The organism is Pseudomonas sp. KH_046_1, from assembly GCF_057839025.1.
In genome coordinates this window covers 1,372,198-1,390,573 of the sequence record NZ_CM174481.1, presented here as the reverse complement: position 1 = coordinate 1,390,573, position 18,376 = coordinate 1,372,198, and the positions used below count along the sequence as shown (strand labels likewise).

The 18,376-nt window shown below is 60.8% G+C and carries 19 protein-coding genes; 8 read left to right on the top strand and 11 right to left on the bottom strand.

Annotation, left to right across the window (positions count from 1 at the left end):
* Positions 1-46: 46 nt before the first annotated feature.
* Positions 47-511, bottom strand: a complete 465-nt coding sequence (locus AC3IT9_RS06230; RefSeq protein ID WP_150727622.1) for an outer membrane lipoprotein — start codon at positions 509-511, stop codon at positions 47-49.
* A 165-nt stretch (positions 512-676) separates the two neighbouring features.
* Here AC3IT9_RS06230 and AC3IT9_RS06225 point away from each other — a divergent pair, with 165 nt between their 5' ends.
* A complete protein-coding gene (locus AC3IT9_RS06225; protein WP_150727623.1) occupies positions 677-913 on the top strand; it encodes a hypothetical protein in 237 nt (78 codons plus the stop codon).
* Positions 914-918: 5 nt separating this feature from the next.
* Here the strand turns inward: AC3IT9_RS06225 and pdxH are convergent, their stop codons facing one another.
* The 5 genes from pdxH to dinG form a co-directional block, all read right to left on the bottom strand.
* Complete coding sequence (pdxH, locus tag AC3IT9_RS06220; protein ID WP_353742232.1) at positions 919-1,566, bottom strand: pyridoxamine 5'-phosphate oxidase; 648 nt, start codon at positions 1,564-1,566, stop codon at positions 919-921.
* Between the two features lie 24 nt (positions 1,567-1,590).
* Positions 1,591-2,598: an OmpA family protein gene (locus AC3IT9_RS06215; protein WP_489272412.1), complete on the bottom strand. Its 1,008-nt coding sequence runs from the start codon at positions 2,596-2,598 to the stop codon at positions 1,591-1,593.
* A gap of 113 nt (positions 2,599-2,711) precedes the next feature.
* Positions 2,712-3,857, bottom strand: a complete 1,146-nt coding sequence (locus tag AC3IT9_RS06210; protein WP_489272411.1) for a serine hydrolase domain-containing protein — start codon at positions 3,855-3,857, stop codon at positions 2,712-2,714.
* Between the two features lie 127 nt (positions 3,858-3,984).
* Positions 3,985-6,444, bottom strand: coding sequence for a beta-galactosidase (locus tag AC3IT9_RS06205; RefSeq protein ID WP_489272409.1), 2,460 nt, complete (start codon positions 6,442-6,444; stop codon positions 3,985-3,987).
* 96 nt (positions 6,445-6,540) lie between these two features.
* Positions 6,541-8,685 (bottom strand): ATP-dependent DNA helicase DinG, encoded by a 2,145-nt coding sequence (dinG, locus tag AC3IT9_RS06200; RefSeq protein ID WP_007992389.1) that lies wholly within the window; start codon positions 8,683-8,685, stop codon positions 6,541-6,543.
* 98 nt (positions 8,686-8,783) lie between these two features.
* Here dinG and AC3IT9_RS06195 point away from each other — a divergent pair, with 98 nt between their 5' ends.
* Positions 8,784-9,248 carry a CopD family protein gene (locus AC3IT9_RS06195; protein ID WP_150727628.1) on the top strand — a complete coding sequence of 155 codons (465 nt, stop codon included), beginning with the start codon at positions 8,784-8,786 and terminating at the stop codon, positions 9,246-9,248.
* A 33-nt stretch (positions 9,249-9,281) separates the two neighbouring features.
* Here the strand turns inward: AC3IT9_RS06195 and AC3IT9_RS06190 are convergent, their stop codons facing one another.
* The 4 genes from AC3IT9_RS06190 to AC3IT9_RS06175 form a co-directional block, all read right to left on the bottom strand.
* Positions 9,282-10,040 carry a collagen-like triple helix repeat-containing protein gene (locus AC3IT9_RS06190; RefSeq protein WP_150754161.1) on the bottom strand — a complete coding sequence of 253 codons (759 nt, stop codon included), beginning with the start codon at positions 10,038-10,040 and terminating at the stop codon, positions 9,282-9,284.
* On the bottom strand, positions 10,033-10,311 hold the full coding sequence (locus tag AC3IT9_RS06185; protein WP_150727630.1) for a DUF1145 domain-containing protein: 279 nt from the start codon (positions 10,309-10,311) through the stop codon (positions 10,033-10,035). Before AC3IT9_RS06185 ends, AC3IT9_RS06190 begins: the two co-directional genes overlap by 8 nt.
* A gap of 148 nt (positions 10,312-10,459) precedes the next feature.
* Positions 10,460-11,167, bottom strand: coding sequence for a PA1041 family peptidoglycan-binding anchor lipoprotein (locus tag AC3IT9_RS06180; protein ID WP_150754163.1), 708 nt, complete (start codon positions 11,165-11,167; stop codon positions 10,460-10,462).
* 89 nt (positions 11,168-11,256) lie between these two features.
* On the bottom strand, positions 11,257-11,946 hold the full coding sequence (locus tag AC3IT9_RS06175; RefSeq protein ID WP_150727632.1) for a PA1041 family peptidoglycan-binding anchor lipoprotein: 690 nt from the start codon (positions 11,944-11,946) through the stop codon (positions 11,257-11,259).
* Between the two features lie 189 nt (positions 11,947-12,135).
* Here AC3IT9_RS06175 and AC3IT9_RS06170 point away from each other — a divergent pair, with 189 nt between their 5' ends.
* The 4 genes from AC3IT9_RS06170 (at position 12,136) to AC3IT9_RS06155 (ending at position 13,905) form a co-directional block, all read left to right on the top strand.
* Positions 12,136-12,633, top strand: a complete 498-nt coding sequence (locus tag AC3IT9_RS06170; protein ID WP_489272406.1) for a DUF6231 family protein — start codon at positions 12,136-12,138, stop codon at positions 12,631-12,633.
* A 4-nt stretch (positions 12,634-12,637) separates the two neighbouring features.
* Entirely contained in the window at positions 12,638-13,114 is a 477-nt protein-coding gene (locus tag AC3IT9_RS06165; protein WP_150757323.1) for a YchJ family protein, read from the top strand.
* A gap of 87 nt (positions 13,115-13,201) precedes the next feature.
* Complete coding sequence (locus AC3IT9_RS06160; protein ID WP_489272404.1) at positions 13,202-13,696, top strand: LEA/WHy family protein; 495 nt, start codon at positions 13,202-13,204, stop codon at positions 13,694-13,696.
* The gene (locus tag AC3IT9_RS06155) at positions 13,693-13,905 is read left to right on the top strand and encodes an SEC-C metal-binding domain-containing protein (RefSeq protein ID WP_015093814.1); all 213 of its coding nucleotides are present in this window, start codon (positions 13,693-13,695) and stop codon (positions 13,903-13,905) included. The genes AC3IT9_RS06160 and AC3IT9_RS06155 overlap by 4 nt, the downstream gene beginning before the upstream one ends.
* Before the next feature lie 200 nt (positions 13,906-14,105).
* On the opposite strand, the gene AC3IT9_RS06150 is transcribed toward AC3IT9_RS06155, so the two are convergent.
* Positions 14,106-14,663, bottom strand: coding sequence for a cysteine hydrolase family protein (locus AC3IT9_RS06150; RefSeq protein WP_489272402.1), 558 nt, complete (start codon positions 14,661-14,663; stop codon positions 14,106-14,108).
* 191 nt (positions 14,664-14,854) lie between these two features.
* Between AC3IT9_RS06150 and AC3IT9_RS06145 the strand changes: the two genes are divergently transcribed.
* Together AC3IT9_RS06145 and AC3IT9_RS06140 are read left to right on the top strand one after the other, a co-directional pair.
* Positions 14,855-17,305 (top strand): penicillin acylase family protein, encoded by a 2,451-nt coding sequence (locus AC3IT9_RS06145; protein ID WP_489272401.1) that lies wholly within the window; start codon positions 14,855-14,857, stop codon positions 17,303-17,305.
* Positions 17,306-17,589: 284 nt separating this feature from the next.
* The gene (locus tag AC3IT9_RS06140; RefSeq protein ID WP_057716127.1) at positions 17,590-18,372 is read left to right on the top strand and encodes a transporter substrate-binding domain-containing protein; all 783 of its coding nucleotides are present in this window, start codon (positions 17,590-17,592) and stop codon (positions 18,370-18,372) included.
* Positions 18,373-18,376 lie beyond the last annotated feature (4 nt).

Below are 18,376 nucleotides of genomic sequence, written 5' to 3'. Positions count from 1 at the left end.
CCGATCAGTCACCTGATCGGGTTTTTTGTTTATCCGGTGTTTGCGCTTAATGCGAAACGCGGCTGGTGCCACCCACACTGGAGATGCGCACACGCTCGCCAACACGGAACACTTCGTTCGGCTGAACTTCCTGAACGTAGGCGCGCATGCTGCCATCGTCTTCGCGTACGGTGATTTCCACGCCCTGGGTGCGGGTCAGGCCTTCTTCAGCGGCCGAACCGAGCAGACCGCCGGCCACGGCACCAATGACGGCAGCGACGACGCTGCCTTTGCCGCCACCAATGGTGCTGCCGCCAACGCCGCCGACCACTGCGCCTGCAGCGCCGCCGATCGGGGTTTTGGTGCCTTCGATTTTCACCGGACGCAATGCTTCGATGGTGCCCATGCGAACCGTCTGCACCCGACGCGCCTCGTCACGGGAATAGGAGTCACCGGTCAGGCTCGATTGGCAACCAGTGAGCAACATCGCCATCGTGGAAAAGGAAGCAACCAGCAGAACAGACTTACGCATAGCATCAACTCCAAAAAAACAGATATCCATTAAACTCCGCAGCTTGACGCCTGTCACGGCACAGCCCGGGTAAAATTGGTTTGATTCAGGCTCCGTTAAGGCGCCTCCACGAACTCACACAGTAGCGGCAAATTCGCAAAGCTGCCCCACTGGCCAAGGATTTCAATGGACTACTTTATCATCGTCGTCACGACTGTTGCCGGTTTGTACTTCCACTGGTGGCTGTACGTGCGGATCAAACGCTGGATGGACCGCGACCTGGCGCTAGCGCTGGCGGGCAAGGACGAGCAGAAAAAAGCCTTCATGCTCGAACAATTGGCGAGTGCTCAGGTGCAGAAGATCAAGCGTCGAGACCTGCCGAAGTGGCTGGAGGCCGCTGCGGCAGGCTATCCCGGTCGGTAGACTGCTCAGGGTGCCAGACGTTCAAGAATCCAGTCGGCGCCCTGCTGGCGGTAATTGAGGCGGTCGTGCAGGCGGCTTGGGCGGCCCTGCCAGAATTCGATGCGGTCCGGCAGCAGGCGATAACCGCCCCAGTGTTCCGGGCAATGCGGCTGGGTGTCGGTGAAACGTTGCTCGGTATCCTTGAGCAGCGCTTCGAGCTCGCTACGATCGGCGATCACCTGGCTCTGCGGCGACGCCCAGGCTCCCAGGCGGCTGCCCAGCGGACGGACCTGATAATAGGCGTCGGATTCCTCAGGCGTGACCTTCACCACCCGCCCTTCAATACGCACTTGGCGCTCCAGCGCCGGCCAGAAAAACGTCATGGCCGCGAACGGATTCGCGGCCAGATGCTGGCCCTTGGCGCTTTCGTAGTTGGTGAAAAAGGTGAAGCCCAGTTCGTCCAGGCCCTTGAGCAACAGAATGCGACAGTGCGGCCGACCGTCCTGGTCAACGGTGGCCAGGGTCATGGCGTTGGCTTCCACCGGCACCTGTTCGGTTTTCACCGCGTCGGCGAACCACTGGTGGAACAGCGCAAACGGCTCGGCCGGGGCTTGTACCTCGGTCAGGCCATCACGGGTGTAGTCACGACGCATATCAGCCAGGCCCTGGGTCATGGCGCATTCCTTTTGGTTAACGAATCACTGCTTTGCAGTATCGGTGGCGGCGACTTTCTTGTCAGCCGTGGAGGCTTTGGCTGGCGTGGTTTTCTTCACCGGCGTTGCAGTTTTCGCAGGTGCTTTCTTGGCCGGAGATTTTTTCGCCGCGGCTTTTTTCGTCGCTGGAACAGCAGCCTTTTTAGTCGCCGGGGCCGGTGTCACAGGCTTGGCGACCGGTTTGGCGTCAGCGGCAGCGACCAAGGCCACAGGCGCCGGAGCCGGCATGTTGTACTTGCTCAGCAGCGCGACCATGGTGTTTTGCGGGGTCACCAGCAGTTCCACACGACGGTTCAGTGCACGCCCTTGCACGCTGTCGTTGGCTGCACGCGGCGCATCACCGCCCAGGCCGCGCAGCATCAAGCGATCACGCTGCAAACCGCTGAGACGGAAAATCGCCGCAACGGACTGGGCACGCTCCTGGCTCAGTTTGACGTTGGCAGGCGCAGCGCCGGACGTATCGCTGTGGCCGAGGATCAACACAGCAGTCTTTGGATCGGCTTCAAGGATTTTCGCAACGCGGGTAAACGGACCGAGCGTAACCGGCAGCAGCATGGCCGGACGATCAGGGTTGAACGAGCCTTCGACCGGCGCAGTCACCACCAGCACGTTTTCGCGACGCTCGAGTTGCATGTTGCTGCCCTTGACCGCCTCGCGCAGTCGCGGTTCGTAATCGTCAAGCCAGGCCTGGGTGACTTTCGGGTCTGGCATCGGCACAGCCTTGGCGGTGCTCTGCTCGCTACCGCCGAACGGCCACCACCACTTGCTGGCGCTATCGGCTTCGGCCTTGGCCACCGCAACCGGTTTGACTACCGGTTTAACCTCCGGCTTGGCCACGGGCTTGCCGTCACTGTCGGCGGAACCGAACGGCCAGTACCAGTGGCTGCCGCTTTCAGTCTTGGCGACAGGTGCCGTCGCGTCTTTCTGTGGAGTCTGTGCGCAACCGGTAATAGCGAAGCACAGGGCCAAGGCGAGGGTTTTATTGGATGACATTGGATATCCACAAAAATGAAGTCAAAAAAATCAGGCCACATTGGCCGGTAGAAGCAGATGTTTTGAAACTGGAAAGGCTAACGGGTTCCAACCCTGGAACTCGATAGTCGTTTTTACAGACAAGTGGCCAGAACCCGCACCAGCTTTTGCGCGCGCGGGTCCATCAAGACGTACGGCCCCAGGGTATTTGTCACAAATCCGAAAGCTACATCGTGCTCCGGGTCGGCAAAACCGATGGAGCCGCCGGCACCCGGATGACCAAACGCCCGCGGGCCAAGGCCGAAGGTGGCATTGGCAACGTCCGGTTGATCGAGCATGCAGCCCAGGCCGAAACGGGTCCGGGTCAGTAAAGTCTTGTCCTCGCCGAGGCTGTGCTCGCGAGTCAGTTCATCGAGCATTTCGCTTTCCAGCAGGCTGCCGTCAAGCAGGCCGGCGTAAAACCCGGCCAGGCTACGGGCGTTGCCATGGCCATTGGCGGCAGGCTGTTGCATGCGTCGCCACTCGGGCTTGTTGGTGCTGGTCATGATCGACGGCGGGTTAGTGAACGCCCGGGTCGTCATGGCCGTTGGCTCGCGCATGGTCACTTGCAGCAGGCGCTGGGCGGCGGCATCGCCGACATTGCCCTTGCCCCGCGCAATGTGGGCCACGCGGTGGAACTCTTCGTCGGCCAGGCCCACATGGAAGTCCAGGCCCAACGGTCTGGCGACCCGCGCAACGATCGATTCACCCGGCCCGCGACCGTCGGCACGGCGCAGCAATTCACCGACCAGCCAGCCATAGGTGATCGCCGCGTAACCGTGGCCTTCGCCCGGCGTCCACCACGGTGTTTCGGCGGCCAGGGCGTTGACCATGGTTTGCCAGTCGTAGAGGGCTTCAGGGGCCAGCAGCTCGCGCAATGCCGGAAGACCGGCCTGATGGCAAAGCAGTTGGCGCAGGGTGACGGACGCTTTGCCGGCAGCGGCAAATTCGGGCCAGTAGCGCGCAACCGGGGCATCCAGTTGCAGCTTGCCTTCAGCCACCAGTTGCAGCGCGGTGACGGCGGTAAAGGTCTTGGTGCAGGAGAACAGGTTGGCGATGGTATCGCTGTGCCAGGCCTCGGCCCCGTCCTTGTCGGCAGTGCCGGCCCACAGATCGACGACGGTTTCGCCGCCGACCTGGATGCACAACGCTGCGCCACGCTCCTGGGGATCGTCGAACAGCGCCGCGAACGCCTCTCGCACCGCTTCGAACTTAAGCTCGTAATGACCCTGAATCTGCACCCGCAACTCCCCGGATTAACGCTCTACAAAGTGGTCGGCATTGTTCCAGCCCTTGAGGGTTTTGGGAACAGGGTTGGGCTGGATGGTTGCCTTGCCACCAAGCTTTTGTGGCGAGGGGTTTCAGCGATTAATGGCCTTTACCGGAATGCCCACCGGCGCCCTTCCCCGGCCCCTTGCCGGCCTCGGCCTTGCGGCCGCCCTCGGCGTCGTGGCTGGCTTTGTCGGCGGCGGCCGCAGCCTTCTCGGCCTCTTTGCCCAGTTGCTCGACTGTCGCCAGGTTGCTCTTGCGCACGCTGTCGACAAAACCCTGGAACGGCAGATCAGTGATGCCTACCAACCCGAAGTGACCGTTTTCACCGTCAAGCAAGCGCCCGGTGACCGGTTGATCGAGGTACTGGAACCAATGCACGCCGACAATCGACGGCTCGCTCAATGCCTGTTTGAGGAAGTTGGCGTACGCCGGACCGCGGTCCTCTTCCTTCGCCAATGGCGTGACGCCGCCCCAGAACGGGCCACGATCAGCCGAGCCGAAATTGAACTCGGTGATCAACACCGGTTTATCGAGACTGCGCAGTTTGGCGAAGTCGTAACCATCCTGGGGTTGCAGGGTGTACATGTTGAAGCTCAACACGTCGCAGTACTGGGCGCAGGACTCCACGGCTTCCGGCGTGCTGATCGCGAATCGGCCGCCGAGCAGCAACTGGTTCGGCGCGTGCCACTTGAGTGAGTCGGAGATGGTCTTGAAGTAAGTGTCGGCAAAGACCTTCTGGAAGTATTTGAAGTCGGCTTCGATTTCCGGATGCTCGGCGCTCGGCAACGGCGGTACGAACCCCGGATCTTCCATCAACTCCCAGGCTGGCAGATCAATGCCCCAGGCTTTCGACAGGCCGGCCTGATTGCGGTACTTGTCACGCAGCTGCTTGAGGAATGCGCGCTTGGCCGGCACGTCGGTGGTCATTTTCAAGGTGCCGTAGGCCAAGGCATAACGAGCTTTCGGGTCGTCGCCGGGACCGGTCCAGGCCAGTTCGTTGTCGGCGTAGTAACCGATCAGCCATGGATCGTCACGATGGTCGCGGGCAGCAATCGCCACTGCACGCTCGGTGGCCATGGCGAAACGCGGGTCGAACGGGTCGGGCATGCCGCCCCACCAGTCGGTGCCGGTGCTGATGCTGGCGTAGTCGCCGACGATCGACAGCGGCAAGGTGTAAGGCACGCGATCGGCATTGCCCAGTACGGGGGCGCTCCAGTTGCCAATGGTGTTGAAGCCCCAGGCCTGCAAGCGATCAAGGGAGTGACTGGCCCAGCGCTGCTCGTCGAACGCGGCTTTGCAGGGTTCTACAGGTGTTGGCGTTGCTGCTTTTGCCTCAGTTTTGGCCGCTTCGGCGACACCGGATTCGGCAGTCGCAGGCACGACCGGTTGCTCGGCAGCTTTTTCCGCCGTTGCTTCAACCGCATCGGCCTTGCTGTCGCTCCTCGAGTCACAAGGGTTGCCATGAAGGCGCTGCAAGTTGGCGCCGTAGAAATCGTACCAGCGACCTGCACTGTACCCACGCCCCTGATCGGCGCCGTTGCCGCCACGGTTGTCGCCTTCGCCGTAGTGGCTGGCGAGTGCGTCATCTGCTTTGGGCAGGGATTCGAACATCCATTCGCGACCGGCAACGTAGGTCTGGTTGACATCCGGAGCCACGGTATTGACCCCCAGGGAATAAAACGGGTGCCCCTCGGGCGTCACCAGATACCAGCGACCGTCACGTTTTTCGGTTCGGAAAAAACCACTGGCCTTGAACGACGGGCCTTTGGCTAACCCGCCGAACTTATCCAGAGAAGACTTCTGACGTTCGGCCAGCCAGGTTTTCAGTTGTTGCTGCTCCTTGCTGGCGGCGCTTTTCAATTGTTCGTCACTGCTGACTTTTTCCGGCCACTTGTCCCGGGTCGACTGGCCGTAAGCATCCACCAACCCGCCATACACGGCTTGGGTGACCGACTCGCCGTCCTGCACACCAAAACGCTCCAGCAGGATGCTTTGTGCGGCTTTGGGCTGGTCCATCGACAAGCTCACCGATACCACCTGGCTGCGATCCAGTTCACCAGCGCTGCTGGCCACAAACACACGCTGCCCCTCAACGGTCATCGGCATCGGCGGACCAGCCTTCATGCCCTGGCTCAGCGGTGATGTCGCTTGCAAAGGCACCAACAGGGTTTGCGCAGGCCCCGCCGGCAGATCGACGCGGCTGACCAGTGTCTTGCCGTCGTTGCTCTGGATGGTCACGTACAGGGTCAAGGCCCAGTTCATCGCGCTCTGGATCCGCAGGCTCATGACGCCCGACTGCGACCAGTCCCAGGAACCTGTTTGCGGGGTCAGGCGCAAAGTCGGCCGGGCAACCGGGTTGAACGTCACCCGGCGCAGCACTTCGCCCTCGGGGGTTTGCTCGGCGTTGGATTGCGGCAGGCTGGCGTCCTGAGTCGCCACCTGGACCACGTCGGCGGGGCGCACAAAGTTGAACAGCGTCTGCTGGCTGGCGGGGGCGGCCAACAGCGGTGTTGCGAACAGCAGGGCAAAAACAGCAGACAACGAACGGCAAATCATGAGAACGAAATTCTCCCTAACGACCTTCAGTGGGCCAGTGGAAAAGCGATGGCAGAGAGATAGACAACGCGGTGGGCAAAACTGCCCACCGGTGCTTCAGGAAATTTCTCGACGGAACGGCGGCAACGCGTTGAGGATGGCTTTGCCATAGCGCTGGGTCACCAGGCGCCGGTCGAGCAAGGTGATGGTGCCGCGGTCTTCTTCGGTGCGCAGCAAGCGACCGCAGGCCTGGACCAGCTTCAGCGAGGCGTCCGGCACGGAGATTTCCATGAACGGATTGCCGCCCCGGGCTTCGATCCACTCGGCCAGCGCCGCTTCGACCGGATCATCGGGTACCGAGAAAGGAATCTTGGCAATGACCACGTGCTCGCAATAGGCGCCGGGCAAGTCGACCCCTTCGGCGAAGCTCGCCAGGCCGAACAACACGCTGGAATCTCCGCCATCGACCCGCGCCTTGTGCTTGTTGAGGGTTTCCTGTTTCGACAGGTTGCCCTGGATGAACACTTGCTTGCGCCAGTCGCGGTCGAGGCCGTCGAACACGTCCTGCATCTGTTTACGCGAGGAAAACAGCACCAGCGTGCCCCGCGAGCCTTCGACCAATTCAGGCAGGTCACGAATGATCGCGGCGGTATGCGCCGCTGCATCACGGGGATCGGCGTTCAGGTTCGGCACCCGCAGCACACCGGCGTCAGCGTGATGGAAGGGGCTCGGCACCACCGCTGTCACAGCTTTTTTAGGCAGGCCGGCGCGCATGCGGAAGCGGTCGAAGGTGCCGAGGGCCGTCAAGGTCGCCGACGTCACCAGGCAGCCATACGCCACGTTCCACAGATTGCGGCGAAGCATTTCCGCCGCAAGGATCGGGCTTGCGTTGACCTCGATGTCGAACAGCGAGCCACTCTCGGCCAGGGTCAGCCAGCGGGCCATGGGCGGGTTGTCTTCCGGGTCTTCGACGGTGAAGGCGGTCCACAACTCCCAGTTGCCGGAAGAACGCGACAACAGGCTGCCGAACAGCGGATACCACTCTTCGGCCTGGTTGCTGGCGATGCCAATGTTGACCTCGCCGTCCATGCCTTCCTTGAGCAGCTCGGTCAGGCGGGTGAACAAATCGGTCAGCCGTGCGAAGCCTTTTTTCAGTTCGATGCCCATTTCACGCATGTGCTCGGGAATCACCCCGCCGACGAATCGGTGACGCGGGCGCTCGCGGCCTTCGACGTCTTCGCCGGGTTTGAAATCGGCAATCTGCTCGCACGCGGTGAACATGAACTGCTGCTGGGTCTTGATCTCCCGCGCCAGCTCCGGCACCTGCTCGATCAACTTGCCCAGGTCTCCCGGCAGCGGGTGCTGGGCCAGAAGCTTGGTGAGGTTCTTGGCGGTGGTTTCCAGCCAGTCGGCGGTGGAGCGCAGGCGCGTGTAATGGGCGAAGTGGCCGATGGCCTTGTCCGGCAGGTGATGGCCCTCGTCGAACACGTAGATGGTATCGCGCGGGTCCGGCAGCACGGCACCGCCGCCCAGGGCCAGGTCGGCCAGGACCATGTCGTGGTTGGTGACGATCACGTCGACCTTGCCCATGCCTTCACGGGCCTTGTAGAAGGCGCACTGGCCGAAGTTCGGGCAATGACGGTTGGTGCACTGGCTGTGGTCGGTGGTCAGGCGCGCCCAATCGGCGTCTTCCAGGGCGGTTGACCAACTGTCGCGGTCGCCGTCCCACTTATTGCCGGCGAGTTTTTCGATCATGCTGGTGAACAGCTTCTGGCTGGCCTCGTCGACCTCGATCTTGAAACCTTCTTCTTCGAACAACTGCGCCGTGGCGGTCTGCGCGTGACCTTCCTGGAGCAACATGTCGAGCTTGGACAGGCACATGTAGCGCCCGCGCCCCTTGGCCAGGGCGAAGCTGAAATTCAGCCCGCTGTTGCGCATCAAGTCGGGCAAGTCCTTGTAGACGATCTGCTCTTGCAGGGCCACGGTGGCCGTGGCGATCACCAGGCGTTTGCCGGCGGCCTTGGCGGTCGGGATCGCGGCCAGGCTGTAAGCCACGGTCTTGCCAGTACCGGTGCCGGCTTCCACCGCGACAATCGCGGGGTCGCCACTGCGCCGGCCTTCGTCGTCGGTGTCGATATCACCCAGGACCTTGGCAACTTCGGCGATCATCAGGCGTTGGCCGTAGCGCGGCTTGAGGCTCTTGGCTTCGAGAAAACGCGAGTAGGCGCCCTGGATCGTGGTTTTGAGTTCAGTGCTGATCATGGTTTGTCGGGCGCAAAAATGCTGGATAAATTTTCAGTAGTTCGGTTCGGCCGCTATCATACCCCGCTAATGAATCCCGCGCAGAACGGAGTAACCCAATGACACCTTTTAGCCTCATTTATAGCCTGCATGTACTGGCGGCCCTGGTCTGGGTCGGCGGCATGTTTTTCGCCTGGATGGTCCTGCGCCCCGCCGCGATCAAGGCACTTGAAGGCCCAGCCCGGCTGAAGTTATGGATAGAAGTGTTTCAAGGTTTTTTCCGCTGGGTCTGGGTGGCGGTGGTGCTGTTGCCGGTCAGCGGTGTGGGCATGCTGCACATGCAATTCAATGGTTTTGAAGCCGCGCCGCGTTATGTACAGGTGATGATGGGCCTGTATGTGGTGATGACCGCGCTGTTTATCCGCATTCAGGCGCTGATGCTGCCGGAACTGCGCACCGCCGTGGCCGAGCAGGACTGGCCAGCCGGGGCAGCGGTACTGGGGCGAATTCGCCGATTGGTGGGGATCAATCTGCTGGTGGGGTCGGCGGTGGTGGCGATTGCTGCGGCTCGGCCGATGTTTTGAAGCAAATGTAGCCGGAGGGGCTCTCGGTGATGCTTACATCCGCTGCACTGTCACCGAACCCGCCGCGCCTTCTGGACCAGGCTGACCATCGGCCCCGGGTTTACCGCTCTTGCCGCCATCGGTTTTGTAAATCAGGCAGCCCTTGGCTTTGCCACCCGCGCCCGGTTTGCCGCCTGGGCCAGCCAGGCCACCGGCACCGCCAGCCACCTGAACCTTGATCCGGTCTGCCGGGAAGTCGTGCGGCACTGCCAGTTTGACCAGCGCCCCCGGTGCTCCCGGTTGACCATTGCTGCCATCACTACCATCGGCACCGCGCCCCGCCTGACCCCAGGTGCAGCCCGGTTCCTGGCCGTTGGCCCCATCAAGACCAACGAACCCCGGTGCACCCGCACCACCGCGAGCATCAACGATCAATTGCGCTGCGTTCAGTGTCTTGATCTGCAAATCAAGGTTGCGCCCGGATCGAGCAGCCTTCTGGTAAGTCCCGGGGGCGCCACGGGAGGTGATCTGGCTGCCTTCGGACAAATCAGCGCGACGGACCTTCAGGGCCAGCGCCTGTTCCCCCGGCACGATGGCGATGCGCGCTTCACGCCCCAGATGCAATTCACCCACGGTGACTTCGGTGACGTTCGAAGGAATCAGCAAGGTGCCGTAATCGGCCACTTCCAGGCGTTCCAGTTGCAGGGTGCTGGCGGTGTTGGGCAAGCGCATCAGCGAGTTGGGTTCGACACTCACCACCTGTGCGCTGGCCAATGGGCTGATGAGTGCGGCGAGCAGACAGAGTTTACGCATGGGAAGCCTTCGAAGCGGTGGGGGCTGGAATGGTTTGCAGGTGGAATACGCCAAAAATGACGATCTTCAGGCGGTCAAGCCAGGGATGGGCACGACCTCGAAGGCTGCGATAGCACAGCAACGCTTCCAGAAGATGAATGCCCCCCAACAGGCCACCGGCCATGTTGACCAACGGGTGCAGCGGAAAGACGAACGGTGTGAGCAGATTGACCAGCACTACCGACCAGAACAGCAAGGTCAGTAACCGCCCCAGCCCCCATAAGACTTTCATACGCGCCCCCAATGAGAATTATTGTTTGCGCGCACAGTAACGGCTTCCACGCGGGATAAGCCAGAGGGCAACGGAAAAATCTTCATGGAGGCCGCCAAACGGCCGTCGCAGCGCTCACAACTGTCGCCCGACGGCTCTATCTCTTGGCTCAGCGGTTTATATGCAGGTCCACGCGACGGTTTTTCGCACGGCCTTCTTCTGTTTCGTTGTCGGCAATCGGTTGGCTTTCGCCCTTGCCTTCACTGGTGACTTTGTTCGGCGCCACACCCTGGCTCAACAGGTATTCCGCCACGCTGCTGGCACGCCGCTCCGACAAGGCCTGGTTATAGGCATCCGAACCGACGCTGTCGGTATGACCGACCACCTTGATGCTGACCACATCGGCATCCTCGAACTTGCTCATCAACGCATCCAGTTGACTCTTCGCCGTCGGGGTCAGCTCGGATTGATTGAAGACAAACAGTACATCGCTCAGAGTAATGACTTCGGATTGCGCAGGTTCGGCCTGGACGCTGTCCGGATACTGCGGCACCAGGCAACCGCGATGGTCGACCGGGGTATTGGCAGGGGTTTCAGGGCAACGGTCGCGTCGGTCGAAAACGCCGTCGCCGTCTTCGTCGCCATCCAGGGCATAGCAGATCAAGCCGCCGGACAAGATACCGAGCGCCGCCCCACCCGCGGCCCAACCGCCACTCTCGATTGCGCCCAGACCACCACCGACCAGGCCGCCGATGAGGCTGCAAATTGGCCAGGTGCGTTGATTGAGGGGGGCAGTGCCATCGCTGTGGGTCGCGCAACCGGTCAACAGGCTGCCAATTAGCAGAACCGGCAAGACGGTCCTTGTGAGAACGATCATATTGAAAGCTCCTGTGTACCGGCCAATACCGGTTACACAGGAGTAAAGACCCGCATCCGCGACTGCACAAGGCGCGGATGCGAGGGGGCTTAACGCTGGATTTTGATTTCGGTACGACGGTTCTGTGCACGACCGTCAGCGGTTTTGTTGTCAGCAACCGGCTGGCTTTCACCGGCACCGACAACCGACACGAAGTTGCTGCGAGGTACGCCTTGCTCGATGAGGTATTCAACCACCGAGTGGGCGCGTTTATCCGAGAGTTTCTGGTTGTAGGTGTCGCTGCCAACGCTGTCGGTATGGCCGGTTACGGTCAGTTGAGCAGTCGGGGCTTCGGCTTTCAGGCGAGTGGCAATCTTGTCGAGTACCTGTTTGTCGGACGAGGTAAGTGTGGCTTTATCAAACTGGAAGTGAACATCGCGGATGACGATGGTTTCCTCCTGGACCACAACCACCTCTTCGACCACAGGCGCTGGTGGTGGGCAACCGTTGGCATCGACCTGAACACCTTTAGGCGTGCCAGGGCACTTGTCGCGACTATCCAGTACACCATCGCCGTCTTCGTCGCCATCACCGTGCACCCAGCAATAAGCCGCTGCCGTACCGCCGACGAGTAGAGCACCATACCCTGCCCATGCCGAGCTTTCGGTCGCACCGAGGCCCGCCCCCACAACGCCACCAACCGCCGCACAGGTCGGCCAGTCGGTTTTCTGCAAACCTGCGCAACCAGTCAAGACACTGGTTAGCAGAACCAAGGGTAATGCTGTCCGAACTATGCTCATCTAGTTTTCTCCTGAGGGATCGGCTTAGAACCGATTCAGGTAGTAAAGACCCGAGTTTTAAACTCCGCCAGCAATAGGCCACGCTGTTTAGTCGCGTATTAACGGTAGCTTGGCGCTTTTGTCGCCAGGGCGCTCTAGGCCCAAACGTTCGGGCAGGCTAGTCTTGGCAGATCTGATTGAGGATCTTCGATGATTGCAGGTGTTTCTTCACGCACGCCACAACAGGCACTGGCCGCGTTACTCGACCGATATGCCCCCGCGCGCCTGTTGTTGATCGGCGCCAGCGAGTTCCCGGCACTGGAAGCTTTCAAACTCGCCCACCCGGAAAGCTGCGTCGCTTTCGCTGCCCCCGGACCGTTGCCCGCCGAGCTGGCGGCCCGCCGTTTCGACCTGGCCCTGGTGGTCGATTGCCTGGAGCATTTGCCCAAGCGCGACGGCCTGAACCTGCTGGGCGGCATCCGCAACCTCAACGCCAGCCGCATCGCGGTGCTGGCGGATCTGCCGGCCTGTGGCTGGCAGGAAACGGACTTTTTCTCCCTGGCCCTGCAAGCCAGTGAACGCTTTCAACGGGACGAACAGGTCCTGACCCTGTTCACCTACGATCTGCTTGAATACAAACAAGTCCCCGACTGGCTCAATTCGCGCTTCTGGGCCAATCCGGAAAACTTCGGGAAATACTGGTGGTGATGCAATGAGTACATCCATTTGCCCATGCGGCAGCGGCACCCTGCTCGACGCCTGCTGCGGTCACTACCATGCCGGACACCCGGCACCATGTGCGGAAGCCTTGATGCGCTCGCGCTACAGCGCCTATGTGCTGGGGTTGATCGACTATCTGGTGGCCACCACTCTGCCCGCCCAACAGGCCGGCCTCGACCGTCAATCGATCAGCGACTGGAGCACGCAAAGCACATGGCTGGGCCTTGAGGTGGAAAGCTCCGAAGTGCTGGGCGGCCAGCCTGAACACGCTTTCGTGACCTTCACTGCGCGCTGGCACGACAGCAATGGCGAGCACAGTCATCGAGAGCGCTCATCGTTCGTACAGAACACCGGGCGCTGGTATTTCATCGACCCCACCGTGCAACTCAAACTCGGGCGCAATGACGCCTGCCCGTGTGCCAGTGGGCAGAAGTTCAAAAAGTGTTGTGCGGGATACTTCAGCAGTTAGGGCATGCATAGACTGCCCGCCATGCAGGAGCTGTCGAAGGCTGCGATCCTTTGGGTCTAGACTAGGGCTCAAGGGAGAAACACCACGATGATCCTCCGCCGCTGCGCACTCTGCCTGCTCACGCTGCTCCTGACACTGGGACTCGGTGGCTGTGCATCGTGGTTCGGCGACGACTTGCCGGACCCCGAGGTCCATCTGGTGAAGATCGAGGTGGTCAGCGCCAAACTGCTGGAACAGAAATTCCTCCTGCACTTTCGCATCGACAACCCCAACGACAGCGACCTGACGGTGCGCAGTCTGGAGTACCGCGTTCACTTGGGTGACATACTGCTGGCCGACGGCGAGTACGAACACTGGTTCACCATCGGCCCCAGGCACAGCGCTTACTTAAAGGTGCCGATCCGCACCAACCTGTGGTCCAAGGTCCGTGAAATGGCCAAACTGCTGAAAAAATCCGATCAGCCCATTCCCTATCGTCTGGAAGGTGAACTGGAAACCGGTATATTCATCGCCCACTACGTGCACCTGACGCGCAATGGCGTGATAATCGCCGCCGATTTAATTCCGGAGCAACACCGATGACCCAGCAACCCCATGTCCACGGCCCTGACTGCAACCACGATCATGATCATGACCATCACCACCATGATCACGACCACGGCCATGTCCACGGTCCGAACTGCGGCCACGCTCACCAGGAACCGGTGCGCAACGCCCTGAAAGACGTCGGCCGCAACGATCCGTGCCCATGCGGCAACGGCAAGAAATTCAAGAAGTGCCACGGCGCTTGATGCTTCGGGCGAAGTCATTCTTCGCCTGTTGAATCGCCTTCGCGAGCAGGCTCGCTCCCACATTTAAACTGCGCCAGACAACTGTCCTGTGAATGCAGATCCCTTGTGGGAGCGAGCCTGCTCGCGATTGCAGTATCACATTCAACATAGAGGTCGACAGACCTGACGCCATCGCGAGCAAGCCCACTCCCACAGTGTTTTCAGTCAGCCGAGAGAATTGTTGCGCTGCCAGTGACCGTCGCATACTCGCCGTGCAAATTCCCCAGCGACATCGCATGCACCTCTTCGGCGCTATGGGCATGGCCGAAAAAATCAGCCTTGTCGAAGGTAAAGCACGCATCCTCGGCCACCCACGTATCAAACCCCAGGTTGCCCGCGGTACGCGCCGTGGATTCCACCGAGTTGTGGGTCGCGACACCGACGATGATCAACTGCCCGATCCCCGCCTCGCGCAACTGCGCCTCCAGCCCGGTTGAACAAAACGCATCCGGCACCTGCTTCTGGATCAAGCGTTCACCGGCCATTGGCTGAAACCGTTCCTGAAACTCCACCCCCGACTGCTGCGGCCAGAACACTGAGTCTTCCGAGCGGGACAGGTGCTGCACATGGATCACCGGCCGGGCGGTGCGCCGCCAATGGCTGAGCAACTCCAGCATGCGCTCTTCAGCCTGAGGGTTATTCCTGCGGCCGAGCCTGGGGTGAAGGATGCCTTTTTGTTGATCGATGATGATCAGTGCCGCGTTTGCCTTGAGCTCCATGCCGACTTTTCTCCAGGATTGTTGAGCGTGTCGCACTTCAACATCCCCCATTGCGACTGGCAAGACTGCGATCTTTCCGGTTTATCAGACAAATCCTGAAATAACCTTGTACCCCGCTTGCGCGGCCACCTCCCGCTCACTAACGTAGCGCCTTTATTTCGCGCCGCCTCTACCCCCGCAGGAGCTTTGCCATGGCCTCGCCAGCCCTTACTCATTTTCTACCCCGGTTCGGCGTTGCCGCAGCAGTGGCCGGTGTCTTGAGCCTGACCGGTTGTCAGAACTTCAACGCCCAGGACACCCTCCCGCCAACCTCCGGCGTACAACCGCTCAAGGGCCTGGCGCAGAACGTTTCGGTGCGTCGCAATGCCATGGGCATGCCGCTGATCGAAAGCAACAGCTTCCACGACGCGCTGTTTACCCTCGGATACGTGCATGCCAGCGACCGCATCACGCAGATGTCCACCCTGCGCCTGCTGGCCCAGGGCCGTTTGGCCGAGATGCACGGCGCCGAACTGCTGGATGCCGACCGTTACATGCGGGCGGTCAACCTGAAGAAAAGTGCTGGCGAGTTGTACAAGGCTTCTTCGCCGCGCCTCAAGCGTTTCTTCGAAGTCTATGCGCGCGGGGTCAACGCCTACCTGTTCCGCTACCGCGACAAACTGCCGGCGGATCTGGCAGCCACCGGCTACAAGCCTGAGTACTGGCAGCCGGAAGATTCGGCGCTGATTTTCTGCCTGTTGAACTTCAGCCAGTCGACCAACCTGCCGGAAGAAATTTCCTCGCTGGTACTGGCCCAGACCGTTACCACCGACAAACTGGCGTGGCTGACGCCGTCGGCTCCCGACGAAAAACTGCCGGCCGCCGAAAGCGAAAAACTGCAAGGTCTCAAGCTCAACGGGCAAGTACCGGGGCTGGCCGAACTCAGCAAGGCCACTGGCCAACTGTCGGACCTCAACCTGCTGGGCGCCACCTCGTCGAACAACTGGGCCATCGCCCCGCAACGCAGCCGCAGCGGCAAGAGCCTGTTGGCCAGTGACAGTCACGGCCCGCTGGGCGTGCCTTCGCTGTTCAGTTACGTGCAGATTCGCACGCCGAAATATCAGGCGTCCGGCGTGACCATCGCGGGCCTGCCGATGGTGCTTGGCGGCTTCAACGGCAAGGTGGCGTGGAGCATGACGTCCGTGATGGGCGACAACCAGGACCTGTTCCTGGAGAAGATCAAGCGCCAGGGCAGCGGGCTTACCTACGAAAACGCCGGGAAGTGGCAGCCGGCGATCGTGCGCAACGAAACCTATTTCGTCAAAGGCCAGCGGTCGATTCGCGAAGCGGTGTACGAAACCCGCCATGGCCCGCTGCTCAACAGCGCCCAGGGCACCACGCTGGCCAATGGTTTCGGCCTGGCCTTGCAGACGCCGAACTTCACCGACGACAAGACCCTGGACGCGTTCTTCGACCTGTCCCGCGCCCAGACCGTCGAGAAAGCTTCAGATGCCAGCCGCGAAATCCGCGCCATTGCGCTGAACCTGGTGTTCGCCGATGCCAGCCACATCGGCTGGCAAGTCACCGGTCGTTACCCGAACCGCCGAGAAGGCGAAGGCCTGCTGCCCTCGCCGGGCTGGGAAGGTCGATACGATTGGGACGGTTACGCCGACCCGATGCTGCACCCGTACGACCAGGACCCGGCCCAGGGCTGGCTCGGCACCGCCAACCAGCGGGTCATTCCCCATGGCTACGGCATGCAGTTGTCCAACTCCTGGGCAGCTCCGGAGCGTGGCGAGCGCCTGGCCGAACTGGCCGGCGCAGGCAAACACGACAGCCGCAGCCTGATCGCCATGCAATACGACCAGACCACCACTTTCGCTGCCAAGCTGAAGAAAATGTTCGAAGCGCCGGGCATGGCCCAGCCGCTCAAACAAGCCATGGACGCCTTGCCGGCGGCCGATCGCGCCAAGGCACACGAAGCCTACAGCCGCTTGATGGCGTTCGACGGCAAGCTCGGCCCGACCTCCACCGATGCGGCCATCTACGAACTGTTCCTGCAGGAAAGCGCGCGGCAGATCTTCCTCGATGAACTGGGCCCGCAAAGCAGCCCGGCGTGGAAAGCTTTTGTTGCCGACGGCAAGTTGTCCTACGCGACCCAGGCCGATCACTTGCTCGGGCGTGAGGACAGCCCGTTCTGGGATGACGTGCGCACCGCGCAGAAAGAAGACAAACCGGCGATCCTCGCTCGCAGCCTCGCCGCCGCGATCAGTACAGGCGACAGCCAGTTGGGCGGCGATCACAAAGCCTGGCAGTGGGGCAAACTGCATCGCTATGAATGGAAAAACAGCAGCGGCCAGACCGTACGCGGACCGCTGCCGGCCGGTGGCGATCACACCACGCTCAACACCGCCGCCTTCGCCTGGGGCCAGGACTTCAACACCACGCTGGCGCCAGCGATGCGCTTTTTCGTCGACTTCGGCCAGTCCGAACCGCTGATGGCGCAGAACGGCACCGGTCAATCCGGCAACCCGGCCAGCCCGAATTACCTCAACAGCATCGAACCGTGGCTCAAGGGCCAGTACATGAGCCTGCCGATGCAGCCGCAGAACTTCGACAACGCCTATGGCAAGGCGCGGTTGACGCTGACTCCAGGAAAGTAACCCAGCCCTTTACTCGCTCGCGATGGCGCAAGGACAAGTCGACGAGGTAGAGAGCCTGGTGACCTTGCTCAGTCAAACCGTTTTTTGTGGCGAGATGATTTGGTGCACCCATTTCCCTGCGCCCGTTTTCGTGCATAAATCTGTCTCCGGCCATTTCCAAGCACCTTTTAAAACGCTTGTTCGGCACTCTGGTTCGGAAATTGCTACTTTCAACAGGTCTTACGCTTTCCAGTAACAATAATTCTGCGCCACAAGCGCTCATATTGGTTTTTAGGGATTGAATAATGAAAAAAGCATTGCTGACCCTTTCTGCACTGGCGTTGTGCATGGCTGCTGGCTCCGCCATGGCGAAGGAGTACAAAGAACTGCGTTTCGGCGTTGACCCTTCCTACGCACCGTTCGAGTCGAAAGCGGCCGATGGCAGCCTGGTAGGCTTTGACATCGATCTGGGGAACGCGATCTGCGCCGAGCTGAAGGTCAAGTGCAAGTGGGTCGAAAGTGACTTCGATGGCATGATTCCGGGCCTGAAAGCCAATAAATTCGACGGTGTGATCTCTTCGATGACCGTTACCCCGGCCCGTGAAAAAGTCATCGATTTCTCCAGCGAGTTGTTCTCCGGCCCAACCGCCTACGTGTTCAAGAAAGGCTCCGGCCTGACCGAGGACGTCGCTTCGCTGAAGGGCAAAACCGTAGGCTACGAGCAAGGCACCATCCAGGAAGCCTACGCCAAAGCCGTTCTCGACAAGGCCGGCGTGAAAACCCAGGCCTATCAGAATCAGGATCAGGTGTATTCCGACCTGACTTCCGGCCGTCTCGATGCAGCGATCCAGGACATGCTGCAAGCCGAACTGGGCTTCTTGAAGTCACCAAAAGGTGAAGGCTACGAAGTCAGCAAGCCCGTCGACAGCGAACTGCTGCCTGCCAAAACAGCGGTCGGTATTAAGAAAGGTAACACCGAGCTGAAAGCACTTTTGGATAAAGGTATCAAAGCGTTACACGATGATGGCACCTACGCCACCATTCAGAAGAAACACTTTGGCGATCTGAATCTGTACAGCGGCAAATAATGCC

Coding starts and splice junctions, on each gene's coding strand:
- AC3IT9_RS06230 (WP_150727622.1), bottom strand. CDS start 511: ATGCGTAAGTCTGTTCTGCTGGTTGCTTCCTTTTCCACGATGGCGATG.
- AC3IT9_RS06225 (WP_150727623.1), top strand. CDS start 677: ATGGACTACTTTATCATCGTCGTCACGACTGTTGCCGGTTTGTACTTC.
- pdxH (WP_353742232.1), bottom strand. CDS start 1,566: ATGACCCAGGGCCTGGCTGATATGCGTCGTGACTACACCCGTGATGGC.
- AC3IT9_RS06215 (WP_489272412.1), bottom strand. CDS start 2,598: ATGTCATCCAATAAAACCCTCGCCTTGGCCCTGTGCTTCGCTATTACC.
- AC3IT9_RS06205 (WP_489272409.1), bottom strand. CDS start 6,444: ATGATTTGCCGTTCGTTGTCTGCTGTTTTTGCCCTGCTGTTCGCAACA.
- dinG (WP_007992389.1), bottom strand. CDS start 8,685: ATGATCAGCACTGAACTCAAAACCACGATCCAGGGCGCCTACTCGCGT.
- AC3IT9_RS06195 (WP_150727628.1), top strand. CDS start 8,784: ATGACACCTTTTAGCCTCATTTATAGCCTGCATGTACTGGCGGCCCTG.
- AC3IT9_RS06190 (WP_150754161.1), bottom strand. CDS start 10,040: ATGCGTAAACTCTGTCTGCTCGCCGCACTCATCAGCCCATTGGCCAGC.
- AC3IT9_RS06185 (WP_150727630.1), bottom strand. CDS start 10,311: ATGAAAGTCTTATGGGGGCTGGGGCGGTTACTGACCTTGCTGTTCTGG.
- AC3IT9_RS06180 (WP_150754163.1), bottom strand. CDS start 11,167: ATGATCGTTCTCACAAGGACCGTCTTGCCGGTTCTGCTAATTGGCAGC.
- AC3IT9_RS06175 (WP_150727632.1), bottom strand. CDS start 11,946: ATGAGCATAGTTCGGACAGCATTACCCTTGGTTCTGCTAACCAGTGTC.
- AC3IT9_RS06170 (WP_489272406.1), top strand. CDS start 12,136: ATGATTGCAGGTGTTTCTTCACGCACGCCACAACAGGCACTGGCCGCG.
- AC3IT9_RS06165 (WP_150757323.1), top strand. CDS start 12,638: ATGAGTACATCCATTTGCCCATGCGGCAGCGGCACCCTGCTCGACGCC.
- AC3IT9_RS06160 (WP_489272404.1), top strand. CDS start 13,202: ATGATCCTCCGCCGCTGCGCACTCTGCCTGCTCACGCTGCTCCTGACA.
- AC3IT9_RS06155 (WP_015093814.1), top strand. CDS start 13,693: ATGACCCAGCAACCCCATGTCCACGGCCCTGACTGCAACCACGATCAT.
- AC3IT9_RS06150 (WP_489272402.1), bottom strand. CDS start 14,663: ATGGAGCTCAAGGCAAACGCGGCACTGATCATCATCGATCAACAAAAA.
- AC3IT9_RS06145 (WP_489272401.1), top strand. CDS start 14,855: ATGGCCTCGCCAGCCCTTACTCATTTTCTACCCCGGTTCGGCGTTGCC.
- AC3IT9_RS06140 (WP_057716127.1), top strand. CDS start 17,590: ATGAAAAAAGCATTGCTGACCCTTTCTGCACTGGCGTTGTGCATGGCT.